Annotated in this window: 11 protein-coding genes; 9 read left to right on the top strand and 2 right to left on the bottom strand. The window is 38.5% G+C overall.

Annotated features, from left to right (window positions below):
- The first annotated feature begins 105 nt into the window (after positions 1–105).
- From E4O07_RS01385 to E4O07_RS01375, 3 genes are all read left to right on the top strand, one after another.
- A complete protein-coding gene (locus E4O07_RS01385; protein WP_253686879.1) occupies positions 106–1992 on the top strand; it encodes an ABC transporter ATP-binding protein in 1887 nt (628 codons plus the stop codon).
- Between the two features lie 118 nt (positions 1993–2110).
- Positions 2111–3847 carry an ABC transporter ATP-binding protein gene (locus E4O07_RS01380; protein WP_253686878.1) on the top strand — a complete coding sequence of 579 codons (1737 nt, stop codon included), beginning with the start codon at positions 2111–2113 and terminating at the stop codon, positions 3845–3847.
- Between the two features lie 342 nt (positions 3848–4189).
- Positions 4190–5911 (top strand): ABC transporter ATP-binding protein, encoded by a 1722-nt coding sequence (locus E4O07_RS01375; protein ID WP_253686877.1) that lies wholly within the window; start codon positions 4190–4192, stop codon positions 5909–5911.
- A gap of 73 nt (positions 5912–5984) precedes the next feature.
- On the opposite strand, the gene E4O07_RS01370 is transcribed toward E4O07_RS01375, so the two are convergent.
- Positions 5985–6869: a radical SAM protein gene (locus E4O07_RS01370; RefSeq protein ID WP_253686876.1), complete on the bottom strand. Its 885-nt coding sequence runs from the start codon at positions 6867–6869 to the stop codon at positions 5985–5987.
- 325 nt (positions 6870–7194) lie between these two features.
- On the opposite strand from E4O07_RS01370, the gene E4O07_RS01365 reads away from it, so the two are divergent.
- The 4 genes from E4O07_RS01365 (at position 7195) to E4O07_RS01350 (ending at position 10940) form a co-directional block, all read left to right on the top strand.
- Complete coding sequence (locus E4O07_RS01365) at positions 7195–8388, top strand: amidohydrolase (protein ID WP_253686875.1); 1194 nt, start codon at positions 7195–7197, stop codon at positions 8386–8388.
- Positions 8389–8393: 5 nt separating this feature from the next.
- Positions 8394–9782: a YfcC family protein gene (locus E4O07_RS01360; protein WP_253686874.1), complete on the top strand. Its 1389-nt coding sequence runs from the start codon at positions 8394–8396 to the stop codon at positions 9780–9782.
- A gap of 98 nt (positions 9783–9880) precedes the next feature.
- Positions 9881–10228: a winged helix-turn-helix transcriptional regulator gene (locus E4O07_RS01355; RefSeq protein ID WP_253686873.1), complete on the top strand. Its 348-nt coding sequence runs from the start codon at positions 9881–9883 to the stop codon at positions 10226–10228.
- A 142-nt stretch (positions 10229–10370) separates the two neighbouring features.
- Positions 10371–10940, top strand: coding sequence for a flavin reductase family protein (locus E4O07_RS01350; protein WP_253677242.1), 570 nt, complete (start codon positions 10371–10373; stop codon positions 10938–10940).
- Positions 10941–11018: 78 nt separating this feature from the next.
- Here E4O07_RS01350 and E4O07_RS01345 read toward each other — a convergent pair whose 3' ends face one another.
- Positions 11019–11321 (bottom strand): hypothetical protein, encoded by a 303-nt coding sequence (locus E4O07_RS01345; RefSeq protein WP_253686872.1) that lies wholly within the window; start codon positions 11319–11321, stop codon positions 11019–11021.
- A gap of 250 nt (positions 11322–11571) precedes the next feature.
- On the opposite strand from E4O07_RS01345, the gene E4O07_RS01340 reads away from it, so the two are divergent.
- Together E4O07_RS01340 and E4O07_RS01335 are read left to right on the top strand one after the other, a co-directional pair.
- The gene (locus E4O07_RS01340; protein WP_253686871.1) at positions 11572–12393 is read left to right on the top strand and encodes a pirin family protein; all 822 of its coding nucleotides are present in this window, start codon (positions 11572–11574) and stop codon (positions 12391–12393) included.
- Positions 12394–12736: 343 nt separating this feature from the next.
- A complete protein-coding gene (locus E4O07_RS01335; protein ID WP_253686870.1) occupies positions 12737–13309 on the top strand; it encodes a nitroreductase family protein in 573 nt (190 codons plus the stop codon).
- The last annotated feature ends 30 nt before the right edge of the window (positions 13310–13339 follow it).

Raw genomic sequence — 13339 nt, 5'->3', positions numbered from 1 at the left:
TGTATGTGCTTTTCGTTCAAAGCTGCACTTTGCCCGTAAAAGCACAGATAAAATATTTTTTTCGGAAACTGAAGTTTCCTTCAAAAAAATTTTATAGGAGTATATATGAATAAAAATGAAAAAAAGAAAGCTAAAAAGGAAAAACAGGCAGGAGTTGTAAGCCGCATTTTAGCCTATGCGGGAAAACACAAGCCCTTTATCTATTTGTCGCTTTTTTTGTCGGCTTTAAGCACGCTTGCAATGCTAGTTCCGTATGCGGTTGTGTTTTATGTTATGCGAGACATTATTTCGACATATACGGTGGGAACTACTGTTAATGTGGGGCAAATGCTTATCTACGGGCTTACCGCTCTTATTGCTGCGGCTGCGGGCTTCCTCCTCTATTTTGCGGCACTCATGTGTTCGCATCTTACCGCCTTTAACCTAATGGGGAATTTAAATATGCGCTTAACGGATACCTTTGCACGTCTTCCTGTCGGCTGGCATACAACACATGCAAGCGGTTCGGTACGCAAGGTTTTTGAAAAAAACGTTTATTCGCTTGAAGCTCTTATCGCTCACATGCTTCCCGATGTTGTACAAAATGCGGTAACGCCCATTGCAGTTTTGTTTTTGATGTTCTTTTTTGATTGGCGCTTCGGGCTTATTTCGTTTTTGCCGCTTGTTATTGCCTTTATATTGCAAGGGGTAATGATGGCAAAGGGGCAAAAAATGGGCTTTATGGAAAATTACGAAAATGCCCTCGAAAAGATGAACAGTGCAGGAACCGAATATATCCGCGGCATTTCGGTAGTAAAAACCTTTAATCAATCGGTACACCGTTTTAAGGACTTTTATACTTCAATTATAAACTACCGCGATTATGTTTTAAAATATTCGATGAGCTGGGAAAACGGTTATTCGATTTTTCTTGCACTCTTAAAAGCGGGCTTTGTGTTTTTGGTACCGGCTGCCATTATTTTTGCAGGTACGGTAATACAAGGTGAAGGCTATGCAAAGTTTTTATACGGCTTTATTTTCTATCTTTCACTTTCGCCTGTTATACTCAATATGATGATAAAAATCATGTACGGCTCCAGCTTAAATATGCAAGGCGGCGATGCCCTAAACCGTATTGAAGCTATTTTAAATGAAAAAGCCGCTCCGGAACCTGAAAAGTCCGTTATGCCGCACACATTCGACATTGCTTTTAAAGATGTTGTGTTCTCTTATAAAGAAAATTCCGAAAGCATGGTGCAAGGCACGAATGGGGAGAATGCGGAAAAAAAAGCTGCCCCGTCTTTTAAAAAAGCGATTGACGGTGTATCGCTCAATCTTTCGGAACATACACTTACCGCCCTTGTAGGGCCTTCGGGCGGAGGAAAGACAACCCTCGTCAATTTGCTCGGACGCTTTTGGGAGCTCGATTCGGGGGAAATTAGCATCGGCGGCGTGAACATTAAGGATATCAAAACGGATGACCTTATGCACCTTATCAGCTTTGTGTTTCAAGAAAATAAACTTTTTAACGAAAGTATTTTTGAAAATATCCGCTACGGCAAAAAAGACGCAACGCGCGAAGAAGTGCTTGCTGTGCTCGAAAAAGCCGAGTGCATGGACATTATCGAAAAACTTCCAAACGGTATAGACACCGTGTACGGCACCAAAGGAACTTACCTGTCAGGCGGAGAAGCTCAGCGGCTTGCCGTTGCCCGCTCCCTTTTACAGGACGCTCCCATTGTCGTGCTGGACGAGGCTACTAGTTTTGCCGATGCGGAAAACGAGTATAAAATCAAAAAGACCTTCAGTCAGCTGCTTAAAAACAAAACCGTCATTATGATTGCCCATCGTCTTTCTTCTATTGTGAGTGCAGACAAAATCTGCGTTATCAACAACGGTAAAATTGAAGAAACCGGCACCCATGCGGAGCTTTTGGCAAAGGGCGGCTCGTATACCAAAATGTGGAACAACTTTCAATCGGGTATCAGCTGGAAACTGGCGGCAAATGCTTAACTTGTGAATTAGGAATTTAACTTGCCTGCTTATACTGTACAAGTCTCGGTAATGGGTAATTACATTCTCAAATACACATTATCCGTTAAGTAATACAAATTATTTATAGGAGGTGTCTATGGACACATATAAAAGATTGTTTAAATACACGCCTGAAAAAATGCACTGCGTGTATATTTCCATTGTTTGCTCCGCCTTGGGCGTTGCTTGCCAAATGGGAGCATTTTGGTATTTATGGAAGTTTTTACACGCTCTTTTGGTAACAAAAAGCGTTACGGACGGTTCATTTTACGCAACTGTAATTGTTGCACTGATGTTAGGATATTCCGTTGTGTATTTTGCTTCCTTGTGGGCTTCTCACGTGCTGGGATTCCGGCTCGAATCGAATTTACGTAAAGAAGCAATCAAACATTTGATGAATGCATCCTTTGCTTTTTTCGATGTAAACAATTCGGGAAAAATCCGCAAAATCATCGACGACAACGCACAAGAAACACACATGATTGTCGCCCACCTTATTCCCGACAATGTTGCAGCTATTGTTACCCCGATTTTAATGTTTGTCATTATTTTTATGGTGGACATAAAGCTCGGTCTTTTGCTGTTACTCATCGCAATTATCGGCGGTGTGCAGATGATGTTTATGATGGGCGACAAGCACTTTATGCAAAAATATCAGGCCGCTTTGGAAAAGATGAACGGCGAAGCGGTGGAGTATGTGCGCGGTATGCAGGTAGTAAAAATTTTTAAAAGCACGGTAGAATCTTTTAAAGCTTTTTACACTGCAATTACCGACTATTCCGATCTGGCGTATAAGTACACGCTCAGCTGCCGAAAGCCTTATGTAATGTTTCAAGTCTTGTTCAATTTGTTTACCGCTTTTACAATACCTGCTGCAATTTACTATATGAATAAGGGAGCGGATGGAAATATCATCATTGCAAAGATTATTTTTTATGTTTGTTTTGCAGGCATCCTTTTCGGCGCCTTTATGCGCGTTATGTATGTCGGCATGTATAATTTTCAAGCTAAAAGCGTCGTTGATAAATTGGAAAATCTTTTTACAGAAATGAGTAAAGATAACATTGAGCACGGAACCGAAGAAAAATTCGATAACTTCGGAATCGAATTTAAAAATGTTTCATTCGGTTACAATAAAGAAAATATTTTGAACAATGTCAGCTTTAAACTTGAACCGAATAAAACTTATGCATTGGTAGGTTCTTCCGGCGGAGGAAAATCTACAATTGCAAAACTTATTTCCGGTTTTTATAAAATCAATGAAGGAGAAATTTTAATCGGCGGAAAAAATATCGCTTCATATTCCAAAAATGCACTGATGAAAAATATTGCCTTTGTATTCCAAACTTCTAAACTTTTTAAGACAAGTATTTTTGAAAATGTGAAAATGGGAAACAAAAACGCAAGCGATGAAGAAGTAATGAAGGCTTTGAGCCTTGCCCGATGTGATGACATATTGGATAAGTTTAAAGATAGAGAACATACTCTAATCGGCTCAAAAGGAGTTCATTTATCGGGAGGAGAGATTCAGCGTGTTGCAATCGCCCGCGCAATTTTGAAAAATGCCGACATTATTATTTTGGACGAAGCCTCCGCCGCCGCCGACCCGGAAAACGAATACGAAATTCAGCAAGCCTTTTCCAATCTGATGAAAAACAAAACGGTTATCATGATTGCTCACCGTTTAAGTTCAATTAAAAACGTAGATGAGGTCTTGGTTGTTGAAGACGGAAACATAATAGAACGCGGCAGCGACAAGGAGCTTATGACAAAAGACGGAAAATATTGTCAGCTTCAGAAGTTGTATTCTAAGGCAAACGAATGGCGCTTTTGAAAATATGCGGGCATCTGCGTTGTCGCTTAACAAAAAACAGTCCTCGACGTACATTAACTTAACTCATAATTATGAATTAAAAATTAAACAAAGTACAAATGTACCTTTGCAATTATTAAATCGGACGTTGAAGTATTCGGGAAAAACATTACTGATTACTTCAACTTAAAAATACACCTAAACCTAGCGATAAAAGCCGGGGTTCTTAGGGGCCGCGCCCCTAAGCGGTTCTTTTGAAGATAGGAGGGGTCATAGGGGAGGTACAACCAACGAAGTTTCGAGGTGAAGAAAACTTTTATCCGAAAAAGTGTCTTCCCTCCCCTAAAATTGGAGAGTTTAAGAATGATAAAAAGATTACAAAAATTATTTGCAGTTACCGAGCAAGGAGCTCGGGATTTGGTTACGGCATCGATATGGTCAGTTATTTCAAATATTGTATATATCTTGCCCGTATTTTTAACTATGTTTTTTTTACAAGGATACTTTGAAGGCTCATTAAAAGGTGCTTGGTTTTATGCAGGGTTTATAGCAGCAATTGCTGTTGTAATGCATATTTTTTTACGTATAAATTACAATACTCTTTATACCGTCACATTTAAAGAATGCAAAGAATTAAGAGTCGAAATTGCAAACAGACTTAGAGCCTTACCTCTTGCATATTTTTCCAAACATGACATATCGGATTTATCTCAAACTGTTATGGCCGATGTTGCGGTAATAGAACATGCAATAAGTCATGCCATTCCTCAAACTATAGGCCTTGTTATTTACCTTGTAATTGTAGGAATAATGATGATAGCGGCTCATCCGGCATTAGGACTTTGCGTCTTTATTCCCATTATCATTAGTTTTATTTTACTTGTTTTATCAAAAAAGATTCAAATACGCGAAACCACACGGGACTTTCACAAGCAAAGACAGCGTTCCGAATTTTTTCAAGAAGCAATTGAGCTTCAGCAAGAAATTAAAAGCTACGGCCGCACAGATACGGTCGCAGAAAAACTAAACCGCAATGTTGATGAAGCCGAAAGACTTCATCTTTCCGTCGAGGCACATCAAGCAATTCCGCTTAATATCGCCATGGCCGCATTGAAATTTTCTATAGGCGTAACAGTCTTCTTCGGATTAAAAATGTACTTGGCCGGTACAGCATCTCTTCTTTACTTTATAGGTTATATTATTGCAGCAGCCCGTGTCGTTGATGCGGTTGCAGCTGTTGAAGCAAACCTTGCAGAACTTATGTACATTGATTCGCGAGTTAAGCGTATCAATGAACTTAGAGAAACTGAAGTTCAAGAAGGAACTCCTGCAAACTTACAAAAATACGGAATTGAATTTAAGGATGTAGAATTTTCGTATAATGATGGACAAAAAATTATTGACGGTATTTCTTTTACAGCAGAACAAAATCAAGTTACGGCCCTTGTCGGCCCTTCAGGCTGCGGAAAAACAACGGTGCTCCGCTTAGCCTCCCGCCTATACGATTACAACAAGGGACAAATTCTTATCGACGGAAAAGACATTGCAAAAATTGACACCGACAGTCTTTTCGAAAAAATTTCGATTGTATTCCAAGATGTCGGTTTATTTAACACATCGATTATGGAAAACATCCGCGTCGGGAATAAAAATGCAAGCGACGAAGAAGTAAAGGAAGCAGCCCGCCTTGCAAACTGTACGGACTTTATCGAAGCCTTGCCGGAAAGCTGGAATACCTTTGTCGGAGAAAACGGCAGCCGTCTTTCAGGCGGAGAACGCCAGCGTCTTTCAATCGCCCGTGCATTTTTAAAAAATGCCCCGATAATTATTTTGGATGAAATCAGCGCATCCCTAGATGTCGAAAATGAGATGAAGATTCAAGAGAGTTTAAATACGCTCATAAAGAATAAAACCGTCATCATCATTTCACACAGATTAAAATCGGTTGAAAATGCCGATAAGATCATCGTGATGAACGAAGGTAAAATTGAAGCCGAAGGCAAACACTCGGAGCTTTTACAAAAATCGGATTTGTACAGAAGTATGATCGATAAATCTACAGCCACGGAAAAGTGGGTGTACTGAAATAATTAGGTGTGGAGAAGTTAAAGCAAAAAACTTTACTTCTTCATTCCTAATTGAATCTTGTCAAACCTCATCACAAATGTACTATTCCGTTCCTGTAATGTTTCAGCATTTTCTCATCGATTGTATCTATAGCATACTGCAAGTGCTTCAACATCTTGTCCCTGTCGTGAGGAAGTTTGCCTGAGATAGGAGCCGTATTTGAAACCGTGTTCGCATAAATCATGGTTTCGATATTTAGATTTTCGATTAAGGTTTTTTGTTCTTTTAATTTTTCTATTTCAGAAGTTTCAATAAAAAGACCTTTTTGTATTTCATCATAAAGTTCCGATTCGGGGAATACGGTAAGAGCAACGATACTTATACTTATCGGCTTTATTCGGTTATAAATTGCAGCCGTATTTAAGGCAGCACGGTTTCCGTTTCCTTCTCCGGAAAGCCCGTTCAAATATGAAATATGATAGCTTATTCCTGCTTCATCCAATTTATTCAATTCATAAACTATATCTTGAGCCTTGTAGCCCTTGCGCATAAATAAAAGAGTTTCGTCATCACCGGTTTCGGTTCCGATAATAATTTCATCATAACCTAATTCTTTAAGCTCTCGAAGCTCATCCAAACTTTTCGGGCTTATATCCGTTACCCGTGAAAAACAGCCTATCGTTTTAATCATGGGCAGGTATCTATGAATCTTGTCCGCAAGAGCTTTGAGTTTTTCTACCGATAGGGCAAAGGGATTTGCACCGGTTAAAAACATCCGCTTCCCTTGCGGATAGTAAATACTCAACTCCTTTAAATCCGCTTCTATTTCATAGCCGGGTGAAAGGCGGAATTTAAAGGGCAGATCCGAATAAAGAGAACAGAACTTGCACTTATGATGTGTGCAGCCGGCTGTAACCTGTAATAAAGACGATGAGGCCTCATAAGGCGGCCTCCAAATAGTTCCCGTAAAATGCATAACTTCCTCCATAAAAACATATTTAAAATTTATCAAAATTGCAAAGTAATTCTAATATAAGACTTTTACAATTATAAAACAAGTACTATTATTTTTTAGCGTACTTGTTTTTATATAGCTTTTGTGATTTTATAAAACCAAATACTGCGTGTGAAAAATACCGAGAGTACTTCATCAAGATTGTTAGAGGGTTTTCCCGATAAAATGAAAAGCGTATAAGTTTATTACAAAAATTTCTATTTTTGGCCTTGACAACTGAGCATTATGATAGTAGTATATAGTTAAGCTATTTAATCATTAAAGTGCTAAATAAAGGAGGTACAAAATGTCAAATGATTTTATTCTGAAAAATGTATCTAATCTTGAAGACTATCTAATCTCCACTCGAAGGTATCTTCACGAAAATCCGGAAGTTTCGCATAAGGAATATCAAACTTCAACTTTTTTAAAACAAGAAATTAAAAAACTTGAATTTGAAATTATCGAGACTCCCGGTACGGGATTCATTGCAATTTTAGATACGGGAAAAGAAGGTAAGACTGTTGCACTGAGAACAGACATTGACGCTCTACCAATTCAGGAAAATGCTATGAATTTGAGGAAGAAAAAAGTTAGCGTCTCAAAAAATGCCGGGGCTATGCATGCGTGTGCTCATGATGGTCATATGGCTATAATATTAGCTGCCGCAAAAATTCTTAATGAAATGAAGGATTTACTAGCCGGAAAAATAATCTTTATGTTTGAAGAAAGTGAAGAAGCAGGAGGAGGAGCTGAACAAATCATTGAAATTTTAAAAAATTATAAAATTGATGCAATTTACGGAAATCATCTAGTTTCATTTCTAGAAGCTGGAAAAATTTCTGTTGATGCAGGGCCGGTAATGGCAGGTGCAATATTGGTAGACTTTAAAGTTATAGGTAAAGGAGGGCATGGATCAAGACCGGACTTGTCAGTTAGTCCTATTTTCGGTTCTGCAAATGTTTTAAATGCGTTGGCATCCGCTTGGTCAAACCAAATTGATGTAACTAAAACAGTTACACTTGGCTTAGGTTCGATAAATGGAGGCACAGCATTTAATGTTATTCCGGACGAAGTTAAAATTACAGGCTCGTTAAGATTTTACGATTCTGAAGAGGGGGAAAAAGCGATTAACATTATGAAAAACACTTCAAAACATGCGGCAATGTCACAAAACTGTTCAGTAGAGTTTACAGAAGGCGCCAATCAAATAGCAGTCCATCCGGTAATCAATGATATTGAATTATCGAAAATTGCCAGAGACGGCATTAATGAAATTCTACCGGGAGTTTTAATACAGGGTGTGAATTGGTTTGCATCAGAGTCTTTTTCCAAATACAGCTGTTTAGCTCCTATTGTCTTTGCCTTTGTCGGTATAAAAAATTTAGAAGAAGGGATGGGAGCAGAGCATCATAATGAATTTTTTGACATGGATGAAAAAGCATTATATTATGGAACGGCTGCTCAAGTAAAATTTGTTTATGATTATTTAAGAGGGTAACTATTATGACTGAAAAAAATAAAAAAAAATTTAAATTACCGCATTTATTCTTTATCATGATCGGTTTAATTATAATAATGTCTTGTCTAACATATATTATTCCCGCAGGAACATTTTATAAAGATGTAGACGGTAATATAGATGCCGGTAATTTCCAATTTTTGGAAACACAACAACCTGTGAGTTTAATCAAATCTATGTTTATGTTTATGAAAGGATTGGTAAATTCAGGTTTAGTGGTTTGGGTTGTTATGATCAGCGGAGCAAATATGGCTGTAGTTTTAGAAACAAAATCTATAGATAATTTTCTAAATTGGGCAACTTATAAACTGGAAAAACAAAGTACCAAGGTATTAATTCCCGTCTTGTATTTTTTAATATTATATATTGCCGGATTTGCCGGAACGGATGCTTTGATAGCAGTGGTCCCTATAGGTGTTATTTTTGCTAAAAAGTTAAAATTGGATCCCGTCAGCGGATTGGCAGCCACTTTTTTCCCATCGATGATCGGATTCGGTATGGGGCCGACTCTTAAAGTACTGATTCCCCAAACTATGCTAGGAGTGGAATCTCTTTCAGGGTTTGGGCTTCGATTTATTATGATGAATCTTTTCGGAATTATCGGTCTAATGTTTACGATGAGGTACGTTAGAAAAATAGAAAAAGATCCGAATAACTCTATATTAGGAACGGATTGGCTTCAAGAAATTAATAGTGACGAGCAATTTGCAAAAATCGAACTTCCTGTTGGATCTGTAATAGTTTTGATTTTAACAATTTTACAGTATGTTGCTTTGGTAGTATACTCTTTAACGGTAGGTACGAATATCTATGAATTTTTAATCGGATTTTTTATAGTAACTTCCATAATAATCGGCTTCATAGGAGGTTTGTCGGCTGATCAATTAGGCAACTCTTTTGCTAAAGGTTTGGGAGCAATGGCATTTGTTACCTTTGTTATTGGACTTGCTTCTACAATGCAAATAATTATGGTAGAAGGAAAAATATTGGACACAATTGTATATTTTATAACAAAACCACTGATGAACTTAAATAGAGGTATGTCAGTAATTGGAATTACATCAGTTATCACAATATTAAATCCGATAGTACCGTCTGCTACAGCAAAAGCTGCGGTACTAATGCCGATTTTGGAACCAATTGCCAAAACTTTAGGAATAACATCACAAGTTGCAGTGCAAGCTTTTCTATTTGGTGATGCTTTTACAAATATGATTTCACCGGCTCTGGGCTGGACGATGGGAGCTTTGACAATAGCCAAAGTTTCTTATGATAAATGGTTTAAATGGGTAATTAAACCGGTAATAGCCTTAATTCTATTATCTTTTATATCTGTATTTTTACTGGATTTAATAAGCTGGACAGGGATGTAGTTTCTAAATATTAGTTATACTATTCTATGATAAAACAAGTACTATTATTTTTTAGCGTACTTGTTTTTATATAGTTTTTGTGATAAAATCATCATAATATGAAAAAAACGGCAGAAGCTATAAAAAAATGTGAAACGGTTTCGGCAATTCAAAAAATGCTGGGCGGAAAGTGGAAGATTGAAATTCTCTACTATATCGGAATTGAAAAGATTAATCGTTTCGGACAATTGCGCCGCAAGATAGGCGAAATTAACGAGTCTTCTTTGACTAAGCAATTACGCGAACTTGAAGCGGATGGGTTTCTTTTACGGTATGACTATAAAGAAATCCCGCCGCGTGTAGAATATTCTCTAACCGAGATGGGGAAAAGTTTTATGAAGGTCTTAAAGTCCATGCAAAAATGGGGAGAGGAGAATCATGAAAGGATGGAAGCAAGGTGCCGATAGCATATTTTTCCGGAGCCTGCCCGAAAGCAAGATTGCTGCAAGACTATGCGAATTCCGAAAATACAAAAATGCGAGGCAGCTGAATAAATAACAAAAAAGTGATAGTATGTATAAAATCATTTAGAACAGAAGAGAGGTAGATATGAAAAAAGATTTAGGAGTACATCCCTTTGTGTTTCCGATGCCGGTGTTGATGGTTGCAACATACAATGAAGACGGCTCTGTCGATGTTATGAATATGGCCTGGGGCGGAATCTGCGATAATAACATGGTCGCATTAAACCTTGACGAATCGCATAAAACTTCAGCCAATATTAAAAACCGGAAGGCCTTTACGCTCAGCGTGGCGGATATTCCGCATATTGAAGCGGCGGATTTTTTCGGAATTGCGAGTGCAAATACCATGCACGATAAATTTGAACGCTCGGGATTGCATGCGGTAAAAAGCAGCCGTGTGGATGCTCCCATCGTAGAAGAATTTCCGTTGACGCTTGAATGTACGGCAGCCGCCATCCAGAATGACCGCTTCGGCTTCCGCGTTGTAGGAGAAATAGTCAATGTCATAGCCGATGAAAAAGTACTCGACGAAAACGGCAAAATAAACCCTGCAAAACTAAACGCCTTTGTATTTGATCAATTTCAGTACGGTTATTATGCAATCGGCGAAAAAGTCGGTCAGGCATGGAAAACGGGAAAAACGTTAATGCCGTAAATGCTTAGGGCATTGCCGCGAGGCGATTCAAATAAAGAAGTAACTTTATCAAATACTAATTGATTCTTAACTGCCAGGCTATATTTCTTTTATAAAAGCATCTACTTCTTTTGCCCATTTCCGGTATGTTTCCTTTTTTAAGGGAAAATGCGGACCGGGAAAATCCCATAGACACCAGCATATTAATCCATCGGCGAGATTATATCTTGCATCGCAAGCATAAGCTAAGGGGCCGCCCATACCGGCTCCTCCGAGAAATACTTTCCCGGTAAAGTTTTTTCTCGCATATTCAACTTTTACATTTTTATTCCATTCGGCTATCAGCTCATTTCCGAACCATCTATCCATGTAATTCTTCCAAAAATCAACCCCCGTATGCATAGCCCGCCTCCAAAAAAGATTTGTCCGTCTTTTTTACGGTTTATATTCTATCATTTTTTAACTGTTTTTGCAAACTCTGTGATTATTATCTATCCGCTAAAAATATAAAACGAGAATTATGATACATATGAAGGTGTTAAAGTCCATGCAAAAATAAGATGAAAAGAATATATATTCTTAAAATGTATAATTGAATTTGACTAAATGCCGTGTATTATGTATTTTATAACCTAAGGAAAAGGAAAAACCTATGGAAAGAAAAATAAAAACAGCAGTTACCGGCTTCCCTGCACAAGACGGAGCAGGCGTTAATCTTGTCCGTGTGTTGGGGCATAGCACAACAAGCGATTTTGATCCCATCTTAATGCTTGATTCTTTTGACAGCACCAATCCCGATGACTACACGGCAGGTTTCCCAATGCACCCTCATAGAGGAATTGAAACAATCAGCTATGTGTACAAGGGAAAAATGCAGCACAAGGACAGCCTTGGCTTTGAAGACACGGTAGGCGACGGCGAAGTACAATGGATGACAGCCGGAAAAGGAATTCTTCATGAAGAAAAGCTGCCTGCAAGCGAACGCCTCCTCGGTGTTCAGCTTTGGCTCAATTTGCCTGCGGCTAAAAAAATGGTACCGCCGGAATACCGCAGCATAAAAAATACGGAAATTAAAGAAATACCTTTTGACGGAGGTTTTATACGCTTGCTTGCAGGCTCATATAAAGAACACACCGGCTTTAAAAGCAAGTATCTTCCGCTTAACTATTACGACATTACACTCAATGCCGGTGCCGAAATAACAATCGAAACGGAACATGATGATTCGGTTATGCTTTTTACCCTCCTTTCGGATGCGGTTATAAGCGGTCAGACCGTAAAAGAAAAAACGGCAGTAAAACTGACTGAAGGAAACTCCGTTACGATAAAGGCAGGAACAGATACGGCAAAAGTTTTGTTTGTCGGCTCAAAAACCTTAAACGAATCCATTGCATGGGGAGGTCCCATTGTAATGAATACAAGAGAAGAATTGCAAAAAGCTTTTAGCGATTTGCATGATGGAACGTTTATTTAACCGATACAGAGCTATATATTAGGAGATATGATAAACAGTTCGGCGGAAATATTGCCTCGCTGTTTATATTTGAGTTTGCCTTTCAGACAAACATCATATTATTGTATGCGGTTTGTAAACAAACCGCTTGAAAAAACTTTTTTCAGGATTTGATAATCCTTGCAAAAAGTTTTTATAGGAGAGCTGATAAACAGCTCGGCGGAAATATTGCCTCGCTGTTTATATTTGAGTTTGTCTTTCAGACAAACATCATATTATTGTATGCGGTTTGTAAACAAACTGCTTGAAAAAACTTTTTTCAGGATTTGATAATCCTTGCAAAAAGTTTTTATAGGAGAAGGATATGGGAATTATACAATCTTTGGAAAAACGCAGGTCTTATTACAACATTAATAAAAACCTGCCGGTGTCTGCCGCAGAAGCCGGAGCTTTAATAAAAAAAGCGGTAGAATTGGTGCCTGATGCCTTTAATATGAAAAGTGCACGGATAGTTACGGTATTCGGCGAAAAGCACGATTTATTGTGGGATTCGATATACGAGGCATTCGGCGGCAAAGTTCCGCGTGAAAAAATCGATTCTTTTAAGGCGGGGGCAGGTACGGTTCTGTTCTTTTATGACGAAAAAACCGTAAAGGCTCTGCAAGAAAAATTCGCTTCCTACGCAGCCAATTTTCCCGTATGGGCAAATCAGGCAAACGGAATGCTTCAGCTCGCCGTTTGGACAGCCTTACGGGAAGAAGGCATTGGAGCTTCACTGCAGCACTACAATCCCGTTATTGATGAAAAGGTAAAATCGCTTTTTTCCATTCCGCAGGAATATGTGCTGATTGCTCAAATGCCCTTCGGCGGTATCGGCAGCGAGCCCGACCCGAAAGAAAAAGAAAATATTGATGACAGGGTAACGATTATAGAGTAATCCTTTCTTAATTGATAGTTTATGATTTGA

Source organism: Treponema sp. OMZ 798 (assembly GCF_024181385.1).
In the GTDB taxonomy this organism is placed as follows: Bacteria; Spirochaetota; Spirochaetia; order Treponematales; family Treponemataceae; genus Treponema_B.
This window is presented reverse-complemented; position numbering and strand designations above follow the sequence as displayed.